Here is a 20,085-nt window from a genome sequence, read left to right on the forward strand (position 1 = left end):
TCGGCCAGGCCAGCACGGCCCAGTTTCAGGCAGGCCTCGGCACGGGCCGATTGAGCCTTCAGTTTTTGGCCGATTTCTTCGGGGGTAACCGGGAGCGTGCAGGGGGCTCCATAAAGAAGATAGCCCCGACCGAAAGGAAGGGGCACACGAAGCCGGTCCCAGCTGGGCAGGGTGATGCCCGTGCATGCGGCACCGATCGGTACCAGTGGTGAGCCTGCCAGGCGCATGAGGCTTCCGCACCGGGCTGGACAGTCTCCGCAGGCCCGCGAGGGCCGTCGGGTGTGATCGCGAAGATTGCACCATCACGCAGGACCGAACAGGCCTGACGCAGGGCTCTGCTTCCGCCCTTGTTCTTGCCGTTTCGATCACTCGACCCTTCGATCCCTGTGATGCCCCATGGCGCAATGAGGTCGCCGATAAACTGTCCATCTCGGTTGCGGCTGACCATGACCGTGATCTTGAGTTCGGGCTTGAGTGTGTGGGCCCATCTGCACATTGCGGGCAGCATGAGCAAGGTCCGGTGCCACGCGACCGTGATGCACCCGTTAGCGCTTCGGTCGGATTTCTGCAGGAGAGACGGAAGTGCTTCGGATGCCCCTGTAACGGTCCAGCGCGTGGTGCGTATGGTGAGATCCACATAACCCCGCGCCAAAATCATAAGCGCCCGGTTTCTCAGGTTTTTGAGAGTGATGCGGTTCATTCGGTGACTGAAGGGCAAGCACGCATGGGAGGCCGGTAGCATGTCCGACCTCTGATAGCAAAAATCATTAACGGCTCATGAGAACGGTCAATTCGGCATGTTCCAGAACGTGCCGGGTCGCCCCGCCGAGGATCATCTGTCGCAAACGAGAATGGGAGTATGCCCCCATCGTGAGCATGTCGGCGTTGAATTCTTTACAGGCTGCGAGGATGCCGGCCCCAATGTCACGCTCTATTGGTTTGAAGACGCAAATCTCGGCATCAACGCCGTGGAGCTTCAAATAGTCCTGAACCGTATCCGCTTCTGGACCGCGACGGTGGTAATCGACACTGGTCAGAATCTGAACGGCCTCGGCGCGCTTGGCGTAAGGCAGAGCGCCACGAAGGGCCGATCCTGCTTCGGCCGTTCCGTTCCAGGCGATGCAGATCCGCTTACCTGAGCTGGCAGGCGGGGTTGGCGGGGCAATGACCAGAGGACAGCCGCTATCATACAGGACGGCGTGCAGGACTTCAGACGCTCTTGCGTTATCGTTGGGCCCCAGATGCGGCATCAAGGTGATGTCCGACAGACGCGCGCGCCAGGTGACGGCTTCATGTTCCGAACCGGTCAGAAATTCCAGAGAGGCGCTCAGCCTGGCTGCGGCAAGAGGCTCGTTTTCGAGAAAGCCCTGTTTGGCGTCGATGTCGTTCTCTTTGATGAAGCTGTCATATTTCAGACGTACCTGAAGCATCCGACGATGGGCTTCATGTTCGGCAGCTTCCATCATCTCGTGGATCATCGAGCTCGAAAGACCCTCTCCGGTCAGCGCCGACATCTCATTGGGGTCGTCCCCTACCAGAACCGTCGAAAGATGGGCGTTGAACGCTCGAGCATGCAAAAGCCCCACACGCAGAACCGCATCGATGTTCCCGGCACCATTAAGGGGGACAAGGATATTTCGGATGTCGTTGGCCATGGGGATCTCACTTAGTCATCAAGGTGAACAGAGACAGCCGGGTTCAGAGCCGGACCCGGAGAGGCATTGGGATCAGGGGTAGAGACGGGTCACCGCCCAGTCATTCTCCTGTCGGGTCCAGGTGGCGCGGTCATGCATGCGAAAAGGACGGTCCTGCCAGAATTCCATCTGATCGGGGACAAGCCTGAAACCAGACCAGTTATCCGGTCTTTGCGGTTCCTGCCCCTCGAAGCGATCCGTCACTGCCTTGATCCGCTCTTCGAATTCGACGCGCGAGGCCAGCGGCCTAGACTGGTCCGAGGCGATCGCGCCGATGCGCGAATTACGACTGCGGCTCGCGAAATAACGATCGGCTTCCTCGTTGCTGACAGGCTCCACCGGTCCCTCGATACGGATCTGACGCCGCAGCGATTTCCAGTGGAACAGCAGCGCTGCATGAGGATTGGCGAGCAGTTCGCTCCCCTTGCGGCTCTCGAGGTTCGTATAAAAGACGAAACCGCGCTCATCGACGCCTTTAAGAAGGATCATGCGCACAGAAGGAACGCCGCTGGCCGTAGCAGTCGCGATGGCCATCGCGTTCGGGTCATTTGGCTCCTTTGCCTCGGCCTCCTCCATCCATTCAGTAAACAGCGCAAAGGGGTCTGCATCGAGGGGAATAAGGGGAAGGGTGGTTTCTGGTGGCATGACAGGAGCCTCCTGCTTGAATTCGATCCGTCTTCTTCGCCTAACCTAACGTGTCAACTCCAGACTTGTTTGCGCGGCGGGCATGTGCGACGAAGCGGTTCGCTTTTATTCTCACTGCTGACATTAACCGGGATCTGCCTCATGTCCACCGCTTCCTTCGATCTCCCAACCGGGACGCTGATGGCGGGCAAGCGCGGCCTTGTAATGGGCGTCGCCAATGACCGTTCCATTGCCTGGGCCATCGCGTCTGCCTGCGCTGCCCAAGGAGCAGAGCTTGCCTTCACCTATCAGGGTGAAGCGCTGGGCAAGCGGGTCAAGCCACTGGCAGAGAGCGTCGGCTCCTCACTCGTTCTGTCCTGTGACGTCGGAGATGATGCCGATATCGATCGCACATTCGATGAAATCGAGAAAGCCTGGGGCAAGATCGATTTCGTCGTCCATGCTATCGGCTGGGCTGACAAGCAGTATCTGCGCGGGCGCTATGTCGATACGCCTCGCGACGCTTTTCTCAAAGCGATGGATATTTCCTGCTTCTCCTTCACAGCCGTGGCGCGTCGTGCGGCAGCGCTCATGAACGAGGGCGGATCTTTGCTGACGCTCTCCTATCTTGGGGCCGAGCGCGTGATGCCTCATTATAATGTGATGGGTGTGGCGAAAGCCGCGCTTGAAGCGTCGGTTCGCTATATGGCTGCGGATCTCGGCAAGGATAACATCCGTGTCAATGCCATCTCTGCCGGCCCGATCATGACACTGGCCGCAAACGGGATTGGCGATTTCCGCTATATTCTGCGCTGGAACCAGCTCAACGCTCCGATGGAGCGCAATGTGTCGCTCAAGGATGTCGGCGGCGCGGGGCTGTATTTCCTCTCCGAGCTTTCCTCGGGGACGACGGGCGAGATTCATCACGTCGATTGTGGTTATCACGTGGTTGGCATGAAGAACCCTGGCGCACCCGATATTGCGGCTGTGTCTTCAGAAGGCTGATATGTCGGATAACAGTTTCGGAACGCTTTTTAGAGTTACAACCTGGGGCGAAAGCCATGGGCCAGCCATCGGTTGCGTGATCGATGGGTGCCCGCCTGGAATCGCGCTCAGCGAAACTGATATCCAGCCTTGGCTGGATCGTCGTCGTCCGGGGCAATCCAAGTTCACGACCCAGCGGCAGGAAGCGGATCAGGTCCGCATTCTTTCTGGTGTTTTCGAAGGTCGGACCACCGGAACGCCGATTTCGCTGATGATCGAGAACACCGATCAGCGTTCGAAAGATTATTCCGAGATCGCCCAGCGCTATCGCCCGGGCCACGCCGATGTCGCTTATGACATGAAATACGGTCATCGCGACTATCGGGGGGGCGGGCGGTCCTCGGCACGCGAAACGGCCTGTCGTGTTGCGGCTGGTGGTGTGGCGCGGCGCGTGATCACCGAGCTCCTCGGCGAGGCCGCTCTCATTCGTGCAGCCCTCGTGCAGATTGGCGGCCTGGCGATTGACCGTCATCGCTGGGATTGGGACGAGGTCAATCGTAATCCGTTTTTCTGTCCCGATCCTGTGACCGCTTCTGAATGGGAAGGGGTGTTGTCAGGTGTCCGGAAAGACGGCTCTTCCATCGGTGCCTTGGTCGAGGTTGTTGCTGAGAACTTCCCTCAGGGGCTCGGCGCACCGCTCTATGGCAAGCTCGATTCCGATCTCGCTGCGGCGTTGATGGGAATTAATGGCGTCAAGGCCGTGGAGATTGGTGAGGGTTTCGGCGTCGCTTCTCTTCGAGGCGAAGAGAATGCGGATCCGATGCGCATGCGCGACGGTGCGATCCATTTCGAGCGCAATCGTGCTGGCGGTATCCTCGGAGGGATCTCGACCGGTCAACCGATCATGCACGATTTGCGATCAAGCCGACAAGTTCTATTCTGGTGCCTGTACCCTCGGTCAATCGTCAGGGCGAAAACATCGACGTCGTGACGAAGGGCCGGCATGACCCGTGCATTGGAATTCGCGCCGTGCCGGTCGCCGAAGCAATGGTCGCCTGCCTGCTGGTCGATCATCTTTTTCGCGATCACGCCCAGAATAGCTGGCATCGCGCGCGGTCTTGATAGACGTCGTTCATGGCCGTTCTGCTGAACGGCCATGACACGATGCCATTTGTGCAAGCTCAGGCGAGCGTTGCGGTCAGGCTGATCTCGGCCTTGAAAAGCTGGGAGACCGGGCAGCCGTTTTTGGCCTTGGTCGCGAGTTCTTCAAACTTGGCCTGATCGGCCCCGGGTACGCTCCCCTTGAGGTCGAGATGGATGGCCGAAATCTCGAAACCGCTGTCGGTTTTGTCGAGAGAGACGGTCGCTTTGGTCTCCAGCGACGTCGCGGTAAGACCGGCCTCACCCAGAATCATCGAGAGAGCCATCGTAAAGCAGCCTGCATGCGCGGCGCCGATCAGCTCCTCCGGGTTTGTCCCAGGCTTGTCTTCGAAGCGTGTGTTGAAACCATAAGGCTGGGTTGAGAGGGCGCCGCTCTGGGTTGAGATGCTGCCTTTGCCGTCCTTGAGACCACCGCTCCACTGGGCGCTGGCTGACTTCTTGATCGTCATGGAATGATCTCCTGCTGCTCCGAACCCGATCCGGGTCGGTTGTGCTGCCAACGCGGTGTGATGAAAAATGTTCATCGCGATTGATGAGTCGATGCTGTGTCGTGAGCGCCACGCTCGGATACGGGAATTCGGAAAGGCAAAAAAACGCTTTGCGGGAATGCCGAGCTCTCCCAAGGGGTTCCGCCCTGTCAACACCATATATAGTGTGTCTGAAGAAATTTTACCCGATATATTGCTTGTCTCAGGGGTGTCAGTTGCGCCAAGAGGACAATCTGAATTTTCCAATTTGATCCGATTTTAACCTTGGGGAGATGGCCCGTGAGCCTGCTAGAAGACACGACCCGTGAGCCGGTTTCCGCTTCGGCTGATGTTCTGCCTGATCCAAGCGCCCGCGCCCCGCAGGAGATTGAGGCCGAGCCTGACATGTTCGACGACGTGGTGCAGCTCGAGGGTCATCACCCGGTGCGTGTCGACCGCTCGCGCGATGCGCTGCTGACCGATTTCGGCAAGGCGACGCTCGATAACCGGTATCTCCTGCCCGGAGAGCATTATCAGGATCTTTTTGGCCGCGTCGCCTCCTATTACGGTGCCGATGCTGCTCATGCGCAGCGTCTCTATGATTATATCTCCAAGCATTGGTTCATGCCCGCGACGCCGGTGCTTTCCAATGGTGGGACGACACGCGGCCTGCCTATTTCGTGCTTCCTGAACGAAGCAGATGACAGCCTGCGTGGCATCGTCGATTTGTGGAACGAAAACGTCTGGCTGGCCTCTAAAGGAGGCGGGATTGGGTCCTACTGGGGTAATCTGCGCTCGATTGGTGAAAATGTCGGTCGCAATGGCAAGACGTCAGGGGTCATTCCTTTCATCCGGGTTATGGACAGCCTGACACTTGCGATCTCTCAGGGGTCGCTGCGTCGTGGATCGGCTGCTGTCTATCTGCCTGTCTGGCATCCCGAGATCGAGGAATTCGTCGAGATGCGCCGTCCGACCGGCGGCGATCCGAACCGCAAGGCCCTCAATCTTCACCACGGTGTTCTCGTTACCGACGATTTCATGCGCGCCGTTGAGAAAGATGAGGAATGGGGTCTGCGTTCGCCGAAGGATATGTCCGTTATCCGCAGCATCTCGGCGCGCTCGCTCTGGATCCGTATTCTGACGGCCCGCATGGAGCAGGGCGAGCCTTACATTGTCTATTCGGACCATGTGAACAAGGCCCGTCCCGAGCACCACAAGCTGGCCGGACTTGAAGTTAAGACGTCCAATCTCTGCGCCGAAATTACCCTGCCGACCGGCCTCGATCATCATGCAAAAACCGCACGGCGGTCTGCTGCCTTTCTTCGCTCAATCTCGAAACATGGGATGAGTGGAAGGACGAGCCGCAATTTGTCGAAGACGTGCTGCTCTTCCTCGATCGCGTGCTGCAGGACTTCATTGACCGTGCGCCCGATGACATGGAACGCGCCCGTTATGCCGCCATGCGCGAACGTTCGGTTGGGCTTGGCGTGATGGGGTTCCACTCCTTCCTTCAAGCGCGCGAGATCCCGTTCGAGAGCGTTATGGCGCGTGTCTGGAACAAGCGTATCTTCCAGCAGATCAAGACGCAGGCCGATGCCGCGTCAAAGCATCTCGCCGAGCTGCTCGGCCCGTGCCCTGATGCTGAAGAATACGGCTTCATGGAGCGTTTCTCCAACAAGATGGCCATCGCGCCGACAGCGTCGATCTCGATCATTGCTGGCAATGCCAGCCCTGGCATCGAGCCGATCTCGGCAAATGTGTTCCTGCAAAAGACCCTGTCGGGCTCGTTCACGGTGCGTAACCGCCATCTTCTCAAGCTGCTTGAGAAGAAGGGTAAGAACACCGATGCAATCTGGTCGTCCATCACGCTGAACAAGGCTCTGTCCAGCATTTGGACTTCCTGACTCAGGATGAGAAAGACGTCTACAAGACGGCATTCGAGCTCGATCAGCGCTGGGTTATCGAGCATGCGGCGGACCGCGCCTCGTTCATCTGTCAAGCTCAGTCGATCAATGTCTTCTTGCCCGCGGATATTCACAAGCGTGACCTGCACCAGATCCATTATCTGGCGTGGAAGCGCGGCGTGAAGTCTCTCTATTACTGCCGCTCTCTCTCCATCCAGCGCGCCGATGCTGTGAGCGATATGGCACTCAAGAACAATATTCTTGAGGAAGAGGATTACAGCTCCGACCTTGCCGAGGCGGCAAAAAAGACCGCCGCGACCACGAGCTACGAAGAGTGCCTGTCATGTCAGTAAAGGCATTTTTTCTGTCCTCGCTGCTACTCGGTACAGCGCCAGTCGCTCTGATCAGCGCCACGTGCCCGAGTTATGCCGCGGGCAAGGCGACGATCCGGGGCGTGGTCGAGATACAGGGCAAAGCCGACTTGCCCCCCGAGGCTCGAGTGACAGTGACACTTGAGGATGTCAGCCTTGCTGACGCGCCCTCGGTCACACTCAGCAAAACCGTGTTCGCTCCCGTGACGCCGAACGGTCTCGCCTATGTTCTGTCCTACGATCCGAAGGCCTTGCAGGCAGGTCATCGCTATACGCTTCGTTCGGAAATACGGGCTGGCGATCGACTGCTTTATCTGACCAAGAGTGCCGATCTCGATACAGGGAAGGTGCCGGAACAGACGCATCTCATGGTCGAACCCGTCACAGCTCAGCTTCCTGATGCTCTGGTTGGAAACTGGAAGATCGACAGGATCGGCGGTTCCGCCACCGACCCGACCGTTCCGGCTTTCATCACCTTGCGTGCCGATGGGTTTTTGTCGGGTACGGGCGGCTGCAACCGCATGATGGGCCGCGTGACGGTGACGGATCAGGCCTTCAAATTCGGCCCCCTCGCCGGGACACGCATGGCCTGTTTCGGCAACAGGATGATGCAGGAAGACGCGGTTTTCGCCGCAACCCCTAAAGTCGCCACGTGGCGTCTCGAGAGCGGAGCGCTTCTGCTCGCCGACGCCCAAGGCAAGACGGTGCTGACGCTGAGCCCTGTAAAGACGGGCGCGCCCGTCCATCCCTCAGACTCAGCGCATATCAAGAACAGGAAAAGCCAATGAGCGAGACACAGACTCCCGGTGCCAAGCCCACCGAGGAACAGCATTTCGACCTCATGACCGCCAATCCGGTCTATAAGCCCTTCCGTTATCCTTGGGCTTATGACGCGTGGCTGATCCAGCAGCGCGTGCATTGGTTGCCTGAGGAAGTGCCCCTGGCAGACGATGTGAAGGACTGGCACCGTACGCTGAGCGAGGGCGAGCGTCATCTCGTGACGCAGATCTTCCGTTTCTTCACGCAGGCGGATGTCGAGGTGAACTCGGCTTACATGAAGTATTACAGCCAGGTCTTCAAACCGACCGAAGTGCTGATGATGCTGTCATCCTTCTCGAATATCGAGACGATTCATATCGCGGCCTATTCGCATCTGCTCGATACGATCGGTATGCCGGAAACCGAATATTCGGCGTTCCTGAAATACAAGGAGATGAAGGACAAGTATGATTTCATGCAGTCCTTCAACATCAACAACAAGCGTGAAATCGCCAAGACCATGGCCGCCTTCGGCGCGTTCATGGAAGGGCTCCAGCTTTTCGCTTCCTTTGCGATTCTGCTGAACTTCCCGCGCTTCAATAAGCTCAAGGGCATGGGCCAGATCGTCTCGTGGTCAGTGCGTGACGAGACCCTGCATTGCCTGTCGATGATCCGCCTTTTCCGTACGTTCGTGCGTGAAAACAGTGAGATCTGGACCGAAGATTTCCGCAAGGAACTCGCCGATATCTGTGCCACGACGGTCGAGCATGAAGATGCCTTTATCGATCTCGCTTTCGAAATGGGCGATGTCGAAGGGCTGAGCGCAGATCAGGTGAAGCGCTATATCCGTTTCATCGCTGATCGTCGCATGACCCAGCTCGGTCTCGATCCGTTCTACGGTATCGAGGAAAATCCGCTGCCTTGGCTCGATGACATGCTCAATGCCGTCGAGCATGCGAATTTCTTCGAGAACCGTTCGACAGAATATTCACGCGCATCCACGTCAGGATCGTGGGAAGAAGCATTCGAGGCGGACGTGTTCGCCTCCTGATGCCGGTCTCCTGTCCCGTCAACAAAGACGGGACAGGCTCAAGATTGACAATCGACGGCCCAGTTGCGCGGGGGTGAGGTGGTCTTATCGGCGCCTAGAAAAGTCTCTCAGCGTCTCTCAGTATGGCCTCGCATTGAGGCGTGTAACCGCCTTCATTGCGATGAAGAACCAGCCCCGGTAGCAGGGAGAAGACACCTTTCCCTCCCTGAACCGCGCGCATCAGCACGATCTTCGAGCTGCGTCCCTGTTTGGGCCATAAGGGAAAAAGCGCGATCCCGCCAAACCCAGCGTCCCGCAGCGCCTCGCAAGCCCGGTCTACGACCGAGGCAGGCAAGGCGAGGCTGAGGCTGCCTCCAGGAAGCACCCAGCGAGACAGCGTCGTAATCCAGTCGTGCCAGCCCCCTTCGGGCATGGTCATGGCGAGCCGCCGTCTCGCATCCTGAGCTCCGGTATGGTCTGACGGGTGCCAGGGCGGGTTGGCCATGGCGTGATGAAACCGCCCGTTTACCCCGGGGGTGAGGGCGCGCAGCGTCGGCGGGATGCGCGGGATGCTGCCATGGACGATCCTGACGCGTCCGCTTTTGCCATTTTCAGCGAAATTTTCTGTTGCGAGCTGAGCCGTCGCGCCATCGGCTTCGAGCCCGACACCGTCGATGTCGGGGCAACGCGTTGTAAGGCACAAAAGCCCCGCTCCAGCGCCGCAACCGGCTTCAAGAACAGTCTGTCCTGGTTGTGCGGGAACGGAAGCCGCCAGCAGAACGGGCTCGATCCCGGTGCGATATCCCTGGATGAATTGTTTGTAACGCACTCTCCTGTCGAGCAGATAACCGTCCATTGTCTCGGTTGCTGTCATCAGCGCCGCGTCTGCTTTTAGGGTGGCCGGGTTGACCGAGGCCGCCGTGCCGCTCATATGGTTTGCACTGTCAGAGGCTGGTCCTCCGGTCTGCCTGGGTTGTTCATGAAGTTCGGTTTCTGCCTCGGTGTGTTCCTGCGCCGGGATAAAATACCAGCTTGTGTCTTATACTGCATTAGGGTCGTCAGTGGCCAAGTAGGAAGTGGAGAGTTGCCTTGGGTGGTGCCGACAGCCTGACCGAGACGAAGGCGCAGCAGACAAGTGGCGTCGCCAGCCCAGATAACCGCGAAGGCTCCGCACTACAGGCGCTCTCGGCCTTTCTTAAGGATGACATGGAGGCGTGCAACCGCGAGATCGTCGCGCGTATGCAGAGCCTGTGCCGTTGATTCCCCAGCTTGGGGCGCATCTCGTTGCAGCGGGAGGCAAGAGACTACGCCCACTGCTGACGCTCGCCTCGGCGCGACTCTGCGGCTACCAGCCCGATGCTGAAAATCAGCGTCATGTCGGTCTGGCGGCGTGTGTGGAGTTCATTCACACGGCAACGCTGCTTCATGACGATGTTGTGGATGAGAGCAATCTAAGACGCGGACTTGCCTCCGCCAACGCGGTATTCGGAAACAAGGCCTCCGTCCTTGTGGGCGACTTCCTTTTTGCCCGTTCCTTCCAGCTGATGACCGCCGATGGCTCGCTCAAGGTCATGGCCATTCTCTCCTCGGCCTCGGCAACGATTGCCGAGGGCGAGGTGTTGCAGATGGCAACGCAGAACGACCTCTCCACACCGATCGAGAAATATCTCGAAGTCATCCACGGCAAGACGGCAGCTCTTTTTGCGGCAGCCTGTCGCGTCGGTGCCGTCGTGGCCGAACGTCCCGAACACGAGGAAGCGGCGCTGGAGGCTTACGGCACCAATCTCGGAATGGCCTTCCAACTCGTCGATGACGCGCTGGATTACGCCGCAGACCAGCTGGTTCTGGGCAAGACCGTCGGGGATGACATGCGCGAGGGCAAGATCACCCTGCCTGTGCTCGCAGCCTATCAGGCAGGGGATGAGGCGGAACGCGCCTTCTGGCTCCGCGTCATTGAGACGGGCGAGCAGACCGAAGAAGATCTTCCGCACGCGCTTGAGCTGATCGGACGTCGTGGCGCGATCCAGACCACGCTCGACCGTGCACGGATCTATGCCGATGCCGCGATTGACGCTTTGTCGATTTTCCCCGAAAGCCCGATCCGCCAATTGATGATGGATGCCGCCTCCTACACGGTGAGCCGCGCCAACTAGCGCTCAAACGCGTCTTCGACGCCTGGGCGGTGCAATGGGCCCTGTTTCAGGGTGCTGGAGCGCCGCTCAGGACGTCGATGCTGTGATAGCCCAGACGCGTCACAGCCTGCTTCAGGGCGACTGTGTCGGTCGCAGGACCAGTGAGTGCCAGAGTTTCAGCACGATTGTCGCGGTCTGGTCGGGGGCGTCTTGATTCCAGAACACGATTGACCTGCTGGGCAACAGGGATTGCCGGGTCGAGCCAGTTGATCCCCGGAGGCAGACGCGCAGAAAAGCGTCTGTCAGGAATGTATAATGGGTGCAACCGAGCCCGATCGTATCGATGCGATCGCCCATTGGCGCGTCAAAAAGATGGCGCAGTTCCTTCGCAACCAGAGTGTCGTCGATGGCGTGACCGAGAAAAGCCTGCTCAGCCAGATCGGCAAGCGTTCGGGCGCCGTGAACAATCATCTCGCAATCTGACGCGTAGCTGTCCCGAAGACTACGGAGATAAGGGCGTCGGGCTGTGCTCCGTGTCGCCAGAAGCCCGAAGACGCGCGTCTCGCTGATCCGAGCGGCCCAGCGAATCGGTGGAACACAGCCGACGAAAGGAACCTCGAACCGCGCCCTCAGAGCATCCAGCGCAAGCGTGCTGGCGGTGTTGCAGGCGATAAGCACGACATCGGGGCACAGACTGGTAATGCGCTCTTCCATCAACGCGACGATACGCGCCACGAGCAGGGAATCTTCCTGCTCGCCATAAGGGAAAAGTGCATTATCGGCGAGATAATCGATAAGGGTGTCGTCTGGCAGGGTCGTACGCAGTGCCTGCACGACGCCCAACCCGCCTATACCCGAATCGAAAGCCAGAACGCGCCCCGGTGTGTAGGACAAATCAGCTCTGCTTTCGCCTTGAGAGCGGCTGCTTCTTCGGCGCTGCCAACGCCGCCATGGGCCTTGGACCAGCCACAGGGGTCTTCGAGGAAACGACGCACTTCGTGGATGTCTTTCTCCGAAAAGTAGTTGGCGCCAGAGCAGGCCTCGAGAACGTCCCACCAGGTGCAGAGCGAGTGCAGGGACACGTTCATGTCAGCCAGTGTCTTCTGGGCGCCGGGGAACACACCATAGAAGAAGACGACAAAGGTATGGTCGATGATCGCGCCAGCCGAACGCAGGGCATTGGCGAAGCGGACCTTCGACGCACCATCGGTCGTCAGATCCTCAACCAGCAGGGTGCGCATCGATTCGGGCACGTCGCCTTCGATCTGGGCGTTGCGACCGAAGCCCTTGGGCTTTTTACGGACATAGGCCATCGGCGCGAGCATGCGATCGGCAATCCATGCAGCGAACGGGATCCCGGCAGTTTCGCCGCCAACGACGCAGTCGATGCTTTCGTAGCCGATATGACGGCCGATTTTTTCGACAGCCAGCTCAACGATCTTCGCACGCGCACGCGGGAAGAAGATGATCTTTCTGCAATCGATATAAACGGGCGATTTCCAGCCCGAAGTCAGGGTGTAAGGATCTTCAGGGCGAAAGTTGATCGCCTTGATCTCCAGAAGGATCCGCGCCGTGGTGAGCGCCGCATCCCTGTCCCATTGTGTCTGACGGACTGTGCCACCGTTGATCTCGTTGCTGAGAGCCATCTGTTATCACTCCATAATCTTTGTGCGTGCAGGATTATCCGGCCTTTGAGAGAAAAGTAAGACACATAAGAAGAGAAAGTCCTCGCACAATTGGTCGATAGGCGATGCTTGCAATTACGATAGGAAAGGATTTACAATGTCCTAATTGATAATAATTCTCAACTAGGATCAGTTTGCGTGACTGTTGATCTCAACCGCATTTCACGAAAGTGCGAACGCGCCGTCATCACGGCGTACGAAGAACTGCGGGATGTTGGCCAGCCTGATATTCAGGCTTTTACGGCATGCACGACCCTTTACCGCATCCACCATCCTGAAGCCTCTATCAACGAAGCGCGTCGCCTCGTTTCTGAATGGATCGATCATCATATCGTTCGTCAGGACAAGGGCGCGACCCCGGGGTGCGATTGCTGATCCCTCGGCGAGGAGGGCGTCTTCGTCTCTATAGCTGATCACCCAACGGTGATCCTGAATAAAAAGGCCGGAGAGTTTCTCCGGCCTTTTTTGTGTCTCGGCTCTTTTTTCTCTCAGCTGCGCTTGTCGAGAGGGACAAAGTCGCGCCGCGTCTCGCCAACATAAAGCTGACGGGGGCGACCGATGCGCTGTCCGGGTTCCTCGATCATTTCCCGCCACTGGCTGATCCAGCCAACGGTGCGCGCAACGGCGAAGAGAACCGTGAACATCGATGTCGGGATGCCGATCGCTCTCAGGATGAGTCCCGAATAGAAATCGACATTGGGATACAGGCGTCTCTGAACGAAATAGGGGTCGTTGACGGCAATCTTCTCGAGCTCGGCCGCAAGGTCGAACATCGGGTCATGCTTGAGGCCGAGTTCGGCGACGACCTCGTGATAGGTCTGCTCCATGATCTTCGCGCGAGGATCGAAGTTTTTATAAACGCGATGGCCGAAGCCCATGAGCCGGACGCCGCTTTCGCGATCTTTGACCTGCTCGATAAACGACGGAATATTCTCGCGTGAGCCGATCTGCGTCAGCATGCCGAGCACGGCCTCATTGGCGCCGCCATGAGCGGGTCCCCACAGGGCAGCGATGCCGGCTGCGATGCAGGCAAAAGGATTTGAGCCGGTTGAGCCGACAAGGCGCACAGTCGATGTCGAGGCGTTCTGCTCGTGATCGGCGTGCAGGATCAGGATGCGATCGATCGCTCGGGCGAGAACCGGATTGACCTTGTATTCCGCGTTCGGTCGCGCAAACAGCATCTTCAGAAAGTTCTCGGAGAAGCTGAGCTCGTTATCCGGATAAACGAAGGGCTCACCGACAGTGTATTTATAGGCCCAGGCAGCGATGGTGGGCACTTTGGCAATCAGACGGCGGGTAGAGAGATCGCGTGAGGCAGCATGCGAGATATCGACTGCATCGGGATAGAACGCCGAGAGTGCTGCCACCGTGCCGCATAGAATGGCCATCGGATGGGCGTCACGGCGAAAGCCGTTGAAGAAATTGCGGATCTGCTCGTGAAGCAGAGCCTGCTCCTTGATGTCCTGCTGGAAGCGCTCGTAATCCGCCTGATTCGGCAGCTCGCCATAGACCAGCAGGAAGGCTGTCTCGGTGAAGCTCGCCCCCGTGGCAAGTTGTTCGATCGGATAACCACGATGTAACAGGACACCTTCGTCCCCGTCGATGAAGGTGATGGCACTCCGGCAGGACGCGGTCTCCCCATAGCCCGGATCGAAGGAGAACATCTCCGACTGGGTCGTCAGCTTGCGGATATCGACCACATCGGGGCCGAGCGTGCCTTTGAGTATGGGAAATTCGGCAGAGCGCTCGCCAATGCTGAGTGTTGCCGTTTCGGGAGTGGATCCGTTTGTGTCGTGATCAGCCATGGACGTGCCTTAGGAAGTTAGCCTCAGTGAGGCAATCAACGTATGGGTGAAGTAACCTATGGACGAAGGACGGTGCCAAGTGTCGCCGTGTTGGGCGACAATCCAGCCCAATCTGATGCGACGTTGAAAAGCGTGGCGGTACCCGGTTCATATCCCTGCATTAGCTCACGGGCGATCGGGCCGTCGATTGCATCGCTCGCCAGATGACGACACGTTTCGGCGATTGCCGGGTTATGGCCGATGATAATGAGGGTTCCGAGCGATTGCGGCGTCTCCCTCAGAAGTTCGAGAATGCCGTAAAGATCGAGGTCATAGAGGGCGTCCAGGCCAAGTACCACACAGGAGGCGGCAGATGCTCCGTCACGGCGAGTGCTGTCTGCGTGGTCCGTCGCGCGGTGCTGTGCCACAGATGGGCACCTGAAAAATCGATACCGACAGAAGCGAGTTTGGCCCCTATGGTCTGGGCATCGATCTCGCCCTGCGGTGTGAGGGCGCGCTCGCGGTCGACGCCGCCAAACAGCTCTGGCGAGGCCTGAGCGTGTCTGACGAGGATAAGATGGTGCGACGTCATGGCACGCTCCCCAATTTAGCGCGGGTCGCGCCCTGCGATAGAATCATGGTGGCGGATGACTTCACGGATGATGAAGGCAAGAAATTTTTCCGCGAAATCGGGGTCCAGCCGCGCCGAAGACGCAAGCTGCCTCAGTCGTTCGATCTGACGTGCCTCGCGGGACGGATCGGCAGCAGGAAGGCCGGATCGGGCCTTGAGCTCGCCCACTGCCTGGGTCTGACGGAATCGCTCAGCCAGCATATGGATGACCGCGGCATCGATATTATCGATGCTCTGGCGATGCCGTTCGAGAAGGGAGAGTGTTTCTTGGTCAGACATCGAGATCAATCCAGGCAAGATGGCCGCCTTTTCCGGCGCCAAGGTCGGTGAAAATGGCACGTCCGCCGTTGCGTCCGTCCTTGATCCAGGGGCGGCCATCGGTGGAGCGTCTGTCATGCCCGCAATACACGATATGCGTATCGGGGATATGGTCGATCCAGCGCAGACGGCGCTCGGGATAGCCATCTGGCTGCATCCGCCCGGTTGTCTCACCGAAAAGCGCGCGGGACAGGAGCGGTGTCATCTGGCCCAGAGCCGGAGGAGGCGCCTCAATCAGCATGTCGGTGTGAAAGCCACCGTGAACGAAGATCAGGTTTTTATGGACGATCCAGGCCGGGGCATCTGCTATCGCCTCGTAGGCACGCTCGCGCAACCCTGCCTGCATCGGGCCGGAGAGTTGATGGATGGTCTCTTCCAGCGGCGGATCGCGTCGCAGTCGACGACCTTCCAGCGCTCGGCCAAGTTTGCGATCGTGATTGCCGAGAATGAACAGACCACGCCCGTCATCGATCAGATCGAGCATGAGGCGCAGGGTTCCGGCACTATCGGGGCCGTGATCCACCAGATCGCCGAGCTGGATAATGAAACGGTCTGTCGCGACGGCATGCTCGAAAGCGTTGAGATCACCATGCACATCTCCCACCACGCGCAAGCCGCGCCCGGCGCTCAACCTCGATAGATCGGGTAGAAGGTGGGGGGAGAATGTAATTGGTCTGGCCTTTCGGTGTCAGGTAATCGCCGAACAGACACTATGAGCGTTATCGAGCGAAAAACACAATAAAGACATGGTTATAACGGTTCCGGGTCAGGGCGCTACTGCCAGTGAACCGCTTTCTGCGAAGGAAGCGGCCAGAGTAAGATCGACCGACAGGATCTGACTGACGCCGCGCTCCTGCATGGTGACCCCGAAAAGCCTGTCCATATGGGCCATGGTGAGCTGGTGATGCGTCACGATCAGAAAGCGCGTCTGGGATTCCTCAGCCATTTCCTTGAGCAGGCCGCAAAGCCGCTCGACATTCGCGTCGTCAAGCGGCGCATCGACCTCGTCCAGTATACATAAAGGGGCAGGCTGGCAGCGGAATGTCGCAAAGATCAGCGACAGGGCGGTCAGTGCCTGCTCTCCGCCAGAGAGAAGCGACAGGGTCGAGAGCTTCTTTCCCGGGGGCTGCGCGAAGATTTCGAGACCTGCTTCGAGCGGGTCATCACTCCCAACGAGACCCAGATGCGCCTTGCCACCGTTGAACATCCGGCTGAACAGCGCCTGAAAGTGACGGTCCACCTCGACGAAGACGGCCTGCAACCGTTCTCGACCCTCTTTTTTCAACCCGGAGATCGATCCGCGCAGACGATCAATGGCCGATGTCAGCTCTTCGTGCTCGCGTGCAAGATGATCGGACTGAGCGCGCGCCTGCGTATACTCTTCTTCGGCGAGAAGATTGACCGGGCCGAGGGCTTCGCGCTCGTTCTGGTTTCGGGTCAGGCGTCGTTTGAGCGTTGTTTCACTCTGTTCCGTAAGCGGGACGTCCTGAGCAGGCTCGATCATGACGCCATTTCGCGCTTCGGTAAGTTTCTCAAGCTGCGCGCAGGCCTGGGTCAGCCGCTCCTGCAAACGGATCGCGTTTTCGCGTGCCGTATGACACCGCTGCTCTTCCTGCTGGCGCGTTTTGCCGAGCTGGTCGAGGGCAGATTCGATGTCCGACTGCATCGTGGCGGCCTGAGAGAACGCTTCCTCTGCCTCTCCGAGAGAGGATCCCGTCTCACCTGCGACACCTTCAAGGCGGGTCTTTTCGGCGTCGTTTCGCAAGATTTCAGCGTCGCCCTGCGCGACACGCTCGTCGAGACGGGCGAGATCCTCCTTCAGGCCGTGGCTCAGCGCGTTGTTTTCGCTCTGACGCTGGCTGAGTTGGTCATGCTCCTGCCCGGCACGATCTCGTGCGGTCTCAGCGTCACGGAGACGGTCGCGGGCTTCCAGATCTGCGACACGGAGTGCGGTCACCCTCTCAAGTGCCGTCGCAAGCTCAGCTTCAAGAGGGGCGAGGTTCAGAGGTTCGGGGAGACGAGTCTGGTGATCGCGTAGCTGTTCCAGATCTTTCAGAACGGCCTCATGCTGGGGGACTAGCGCCGAGAGGCGGCTTGTCAGGCTGAGTTTGATGTCGCGTGCTGCTTGAAGCTCACGGCTTGCTGCACCGATTTCCTTACCGATGGCGTCGAGCTGGCGCTGTGTTTCGGCAAGCTGGCTCTCGAGCGAAACGAGGGCCGCTTTCTGGGTCGCAACCGCCTCGCGGCACGACGCGAGCTGTCTGTCGTGATTGCCCTGTTCCAGGCTCTCGCGCTGGGTAGCGAGCTCAGCCCGATCCTGCCGGGCTCTTTCCAGAGCGTCGGTCAGAGTGGCCGTTTTAGCCGTATTCGACTCTTCCAGCAGGCGCAGGCGGGTGGCTTCTTCCTGAGCGGTGCCGTGCTCCGTCTCTGCCGTTCGGGCCCGATCCTGTGCGATCTGCGCGGCCTGACGCGCTGTGGAGAGGGATTGGCGGAGCGTGTCAGCGCGCGATGTGAGCGTGGCGGCTTCTATCAGGGCAGAGAGCGCGCTCCGGGCGGCGTCGGCTCGTTTGACGGCCTCATCATGCTGGATTGTCGCTTCTTCGACGCTCTGTTCAAGGTGACGGCACTGGCCAGTGACGCGGGCATGGCGGTCGAGAAGCGCGGCTTCCTTGTTACGGAGATCGACGAGGGCGGTTTCCTGCTGGTGAAGGCGATCCCGCAAGGAGGTCAGTTGCGACCCGTACGCCTGTTCCTGCTGCGCAAGCCCTGCGACCTGCTCGGCGAGGGGCGCAAGTTTCGCCTCTGCCTGAGCGATCTCGGCTTCAAGAGCCCGTAAAGCCGAACTATGCGCGACGCGGTTGAGGGCGTTCGATGGAAGGTTCGCAGCCTCGCGATAACCGTCCCAGCGCCACAAGGCTCCCTCGCGCGTAACGAGACACTGGCCGGGTTCGAGTTTGGGCTGAAGGGCCGCGCCGAGTTCGGCATCCGTGACGAGACCGATCCCGCCGAGGCAGCGCCGTAAGGCGGGGGGACAGTCAATCAAGGAGAGCAGTGCCTGGCACGGCTGGGGCAGAGGCTGGGCCTCGAGATCGGGCAGGGCGGTCCATGCCCGATTCTGGGTCGCGTCGAGAGAGGCTTCGAGCGTGTCATCAAGAGCAGACGCAACAGCCCGTTCGAGGTCTGCTGGGATCACGAGAGAGTCGATCAGCGGTGAGGGAAGCGTGTCTTCCGGCTTGGTGGCCTCGAGCGCCTCCTGACGCGCCCGAAGCCCCAAAACATTGGCCGTTGCGCTGCGCTGCGCCTTTTCGGCCTCTTCGTGGTCGCGCTTGGCGACATTGAGTGCGGTTGTGAGGGCATCGATCTCCTCGTGGAAAGAGGCGACCCTATCCTGTGTTTCCGTTCGGACTTGCTGGGCTTGGGTGAGAAGAGCCTGATCGGGCATCTCCTGATCGAGCGTCTTCCGCTGAGCCGCCAAACTCGCAAGCTGGTTTTCCTGGCGAGATTGCGCCTGAAGTGCCTGGTCGAGCTCGCGCGTCAGGAGGGCGCGTTGCTGTTCAATGCCACGCGATTCGGCTTCGGCCTGCGCAAGGGCTTGCTCGCACTGGGTTAGTGCTGTCCGTGTGGACTCGGAATCGAGCCGTGCCTGATCGCGGCGCGTCTTCAGGGCCTCAGCCTTGAGATCAAAGCCTCCGAGCGCTTCCTCGCCCAGATGGGCGGCCTTCAGGCGCTCGAGGTCCGCTTCCAGAGAGGTAATTTGCGTATCGAGGCTTTTAGCTCGTGTCGCGAGCTGGGCCAGAGCGCTGCGGGTCTGCTCGGCTTCTTTTGCTGTTCGCGCGGTTTCCTGCTCAGCCTGCGACAGGGCAATTCGTGCGTCCTGTCGATCATGGGTAAGGACCGCGCATCGCTCATCGAGGGTGCTGCGTTCGGATCGCTTCTGGTCCACACGCTGTTGCAGCGCCTGCAATCGAGCCTCGTCGGGCAGATTGCCTTTGACAGAGGTCAGAGCCTCGGAGAGCCGACGCTCCTCTGTGACGAGGGCCGTCAGGCGCCGTTCGGTTGTTTCGCGATCTGCCATGATCGACTGGGCGACCAGACGCTTGGCGTTGAGCGTCTCAGTCAGCTCGGCGCGCGATTTTTCAGCGTCGGTCAGTGTCCGGCTGCTCGTCTGCAACGCTTCGGTGAGCTCAAGCACGGTCTGTGGCAGGGTTTCGAGCAGGGTTGAGAGACGCGCACGCTCTGCAGTCAGAGCATCCTGTCGCAGGCGCGTTTCTTCGAGGCGCGTCAGGGTGATCTGCCGGTCAGCGTGAAGCTGCTCCTGGCGCTTGAGGCTCTGTTCCGAAGCGCTCCGTGCCTGAGACAAGGCTTCACGCGTAGTCTCGGCGATGACGCGCAGTCGGTCTCGCGCGTCGCGCAAGGTCTCAACCTTTTCGCGCAGCTCGAAAATGCGCTCTTTCTGGGATGCACTTTCCTGCTCGGCGAGACTTGCCGAGGCGGCTGAGTCGTCACGCTCCTTCTCGCTGCCTGAAGCGCCAGGGTCGTGC

Annotated in this window: 16 protein-coding genes and 3 pseudogenes; 7 read left to right on the top strand and 12 right to left on the bottom strand. The window is 59.3% G+C overall.

Annotated features, from left to right (window positions below):
* Positions 1–58 precede the first annotated feature (58 nt).
* The 3 genes from JCM15831_RS22485 to pdxH all read right to left on the bottom strand — a co-directional run bounded on the left by JCM15831_RS22485 (position 59) and on the right by pdxH (position 2,339).
* On the bottom strand, positions 59–658 hold the full coding sequence (locus tag JCM15831_RS22485) for a DUF374 domain-containing protein (RefSeq protein WP_232228017.1): 600 nt from the start codon (positions 656–658) through the stop codon (positions 59–61).
* A 109-nt stretch (positions 659–767) separates the two neighbouring features.
* Positions 768–1,655 carry a universal stress protein gene (locus JCM15831_RS06045; protein WP_025823467.1) on the bottom strand — a complete coding sequence of 296 codons (888 nt, stop codon included), beginning with the start codon at positions 1,653–1,655 and terminating at the stop codon, positions 768–770.
* A 72-nt stretch (positions 1,656–1,727) separates the two neighbouring features.
* Positions 1,728–2,339 carry a pyridoxamine 5'-phosphate oxidase gene (pdxH, locus tag JCM15831_RS06050; protein ID WP_025823469.1) on the bottom strand — a complete coding sequence of 204 codons (612 nt, stop codon included), beginning with the start codon at positions 2,337–2,339 and terminating at the stop codon, positions 1,728–1,730.
* A gap of 141 nt (positions 2,340–2,480) precedes the next feature.
* Between pdxH and fabI the strand changes: the two genes are divergently transcribed.
* Both fabI and aroC read left to right on the top strand, forming a co-directional pair.
* The gene (gene fabI, locus JCM15831_RS06055) at positions 2,481–3,323 is read left to right on the top strand and encodes an enoyl-ACP reductase FabI (RefSeq protein ID WP_025823471.1); all 843 of its coding nucleotides are present in this window, start codon (positions 2,481–2,483) and stop codon (positions 3,321–3,323) included.
* 1 nt (position 3,324) lies between these two features.
* A pseudogene (gene aroC / locus JCM15831_RS17055) lies at positions 3,325–4,424 on the top strand (chorismate synthase).
* 59 nt (positions 4,425–4,483) lie between these two features.
* Here the strand turns inward: aroC and JCM15831_RS06065 are convergent.
* Positions 4,484–4,912 (bottom strand): OsmC family protein, encoded by a 429-nt coding sequence (locus tag JCM15831_RS06065; RefSeq protein ID WP_198024257.1) that lies wholly within the window; start codon positions 4,910–4,912, stop codon positions 4,484–4,486.
* A 423-nt stretch (positions 4,913–5,335) separates the two neighbouring features.
* Here JCM15831_RS06065 and JCM15831_RS17060 point away from each other — a divergent pair.
* The 3 genes and pseudogenes from JCM15831_RS17060 (at position 5,336) to JCM15831_RS06080 (ending at position 9,015) form a co-directional block, all read left to right on the top strand.
* Positions 5,336–7,187, top strand: a pseudogene (locus tag JCM15831_RS17060) (ribonucleoside-diphosphate reductase subunit alpha).
* Positions 7,178–7,993 (top strand): META domain-containing protein, encoded by an 816-nt coding sequence (locus tag JCM15831_RS06075; protein ID WP_025823475.1) that lies wholly within the window; start codon positions 7,178–7,180, stop codon positions 7,991–7,993. Before JCM15831_RS17060 ends, JCM15831_RS06075 begins: the two are co-directional and overlap by 10 nt.
* On the top strand, positions 7,990–9,015 hold the full coding sequence (locus JCM15831_RS06080) for a ribonucleotide-diphosphate reductase subunit beta (protein WP_025823477.1): 1,026 nt from the start codon (positions 7,990–7,992) through the stop codon (positions 9,013–9,015). The genes JCM15831_RS06075 and JCM15831_RS06080 overlap by 4 nt, the downstream gene beginning before the upstream one ends.
* A gap of 94 nt (positions 9,016–9,109) precedes the next feature.
* Here the strand turns inward: JCM15831_RS06080 and JCM15831_RS06085 are convergent, their stop codons facing one another.
* Positions 9,110–9,925 (bottom strand): tRNA1(Val) (adenine(37)-N6)-methyltransferase, encoded by an 816-nt coding sequence (locus JCM15831_RS06085; protein ID WP_051528348.1) that lies wholly within the window; start codon positions 9,923–9,925, stop codon positions 9,110–9,112.
* A 275-nt stretch (positions 9,926–10,200) separates the two neighbouring features.
* On the opposite strand from JCM15831_RS06085, the pseudogene JCM15831_RS17065 reads away from it, so the two are divergent.
* Positions 10,201–11,147, top strand: a pseudogene (locus JCM15831_RS17065) (polyprenyl synthetase family protein).
* A 111-nt stretch (positions 11,148–11,258) separates the two neighbouring features.
* Here JCM15831_RS17065 and JCM15831_RS17070 read toward each other — a convergent pair.
* Positions 11,259–12,020 (bottom strand): glutamate racemase, encoded by a 762-nt coding sequence (locus JCM15831_RS17070; RefSeq protein ID WP_232228018.1) that lies wholly within the window; start codon positions 12,018–12,020, stop codon positions 11,259–11,261.
* The gene (locus JCM15831_RS06100; RefSeq protein WP_025823482.1) at positions 11,975–12,772 is read right to left on the bottom strand and encodes an orotate phosphoribosyltransferase; all 798 of its coding nucleotides are present in this window, start codon (positions 12,770–12,772) and stop codon (positions 11,975–11,977) included. Before JCM15831_RS06100 ends, JCM15831_RS17070 begins: the two co-directional genes overlap by 46 nt.
* A gap of 177 nt (positions 12,773–12,949) precedes the next feature.
* On the opposite strand from JCM15831_RS06100, the gene JCM15831_RS20920 reads away from it, so the two are divergent.
* Entirely contained in the window at positions 12,950–13,186 is a 237-nt protein-coding gene (locus tag JCM15831_RS20920) for a hypothetical protein (RefSeq protein ID WP_084490575.1), read from the top strand.
* Between the two features lie 113 nt (positions 13,187–13,299).
* Here JCM15831_RS20920 and JCM15831_RS06110 read toward each other — a convergent pair whose 3' ends face one another.
* The 5 genes from JCM15831_RS06110 to JCM15831_RS17080 form a co-directional block, all read right to left on the bottom strand.
* The gene (locus JCM15831_RS06110) at positions 13,300–14,616 is read right to left on the bottom strand and encodes a citrate synthase (RefSeq protein WP_025823485.1); all 1,317 of its coding nucleotides are present in this window, start codon (positions 14,614–14,616) and stop codon (positions 13,300–13,302) included.
* A 277-nt stretch (positions 14,617–14,893) separates the two neighbouring features.
* Entirely contained in the window at positions 14,894–15,187 is a 294-nt protein-coding gene (locus JCM15831_RS17075; RefSeq protein ID WP_051528349.1) for a SixA phosphatase family protein, read from the bottom strand.
* A gap of 15 nt (positions 15,188–15,202) precedes the next feature.
* On the bottom strand, positions 15,203–15,505 hold the full coding sequence (locus tag JCM15831_RS06120; protein WP_025823489.1) for a chorismate mutase: 303 nt from the start codon (positions 15,503–15,505) through the stop codon (positions 15,203–15,205).
* A complete protein-coding gene (locus tag JCM15831_RS06125; protein WP_035773966.1) occupies positions 15,498–16,214 on the bottom strand; it encodes a metallophosphoesterase in 717 nt (238 codons plus the stop codon). Before JCM15831_RS06125 ends, JCM15831_RS06120 begins: the two co-directional genes overlap by 8 nt.
* A gap of 96 nt (positions 16,215–16,310) precedes the next feature.
* A complete protein-coding gene (locus tag JCM15831_RS17080) occupies positions 16,311–19,958 on the bottom strand; it encodes a coiled-coil domain-containing protein (RefSeq protein ID WP_051528350.1) in 3,648 nt (1,215 codons plus the stop codon).
* Between the last annotated feature and the right edge of the window lie 127 nt (positions 19,959–20,085).

The organism is Asaia astilbis JCM 15831 (assembly GCF_000613845.1).
GTDB classification, from domain to species: Bacteria; Pseudomonadota; Alphaproteobacteria; order Acetobacterales; family Acetobacteraceae; genus Asaia; species Asaia astilbis.

Excerpts from the sequence above, each read along its gene's own strand:
- JCM15831_RS22485 (WP_232228017.1), bottom strand. The coding sequence starts at position 658 with ATGATTTTGGCGCGGGGTTATGTGGATCTCACCATACGCACCACGCGC.
- JCM15831_RS06045 (WP_025823467.1), bottom strand. The coding sequence starts at position 1,655 with ATGGCCAACGACATCCGAAATATCCTTGTCCCCCTTAATGGTGCCGGG.
- pdxH (WP_025823469.1), bottom strand. The coding sequence starts at position 2,339 with ATGCCACCAGAAACCACCCTTCCCCTTATTCCCCTCGATGCAGACCCC.
- fabI (WP_025823471.1), top strand. The coding sequence starts at position 2,481 with ATGTCCACCGCTTCCTTCGATCTCCCAACCGGGACGCTGATGGCGGGC.
- JCM15831_RS06065 (WP_198024257.1), bottom strand. The coding sequence starts at position 4,912 with ATGACGATCAAGAAGTCAGCCAGCGCCCAGTGGAGCGGTGGTCTCAAG.
- JCM15831_RS06075 (WP_025823475.1), top strand. The coding sequence starts at position 7,178 with ATGTCAGTAAAGGCATTTTTTCTGTCCTCGCTGCTACTCGGTACAGCG.
- JCM15831_RS06080 (WP_025823477.1), top strand. The coding sequence starts at position 7,990 with ATGAGCGAGACACAGACTCCCGGTGCCAAGCCCACCGAGGAACAGCAT.
- JCM15831_RS06085 (WP_051528348.1), bottom strand. The coding sequence starts at position 9,925 with ATGAGCGGCACGGCGGCCTCGGTCAACCCGGCCACCCTAAAAGCAGAC.
- JCM15831_RS06100 (WP_025823482.1), bottom strand. The coding sequence starts at position 12,772 with ATGGCTCTCAGCAACGAGATCAACGGTGGCACAGTCCGTCAGACACAA.
- JCM15831_RS06110 (WP_025823485.1), bottom strand. The coding sequence starts at position 14,616 with ATGGCTGATCACGACACAAACGGATCCACTCCCGAAACGGCAACACTC.
- JCM15831_RS17075 (WP_051528349.1), bottom strand. The coding sequence starts at position 15,187 with ATGACGTCGCACCATCTTATCCTCGTCAGACACGCTCAGGCCTCGCCA.
- JCM15831_RS06120 (WP_025823489.1), bottom strand. The coding sequence starts at position 15,505 with ATGTCTGACCAAGAAACACTCTCCCTTCTCGAACGGCATCGCCAGAGC.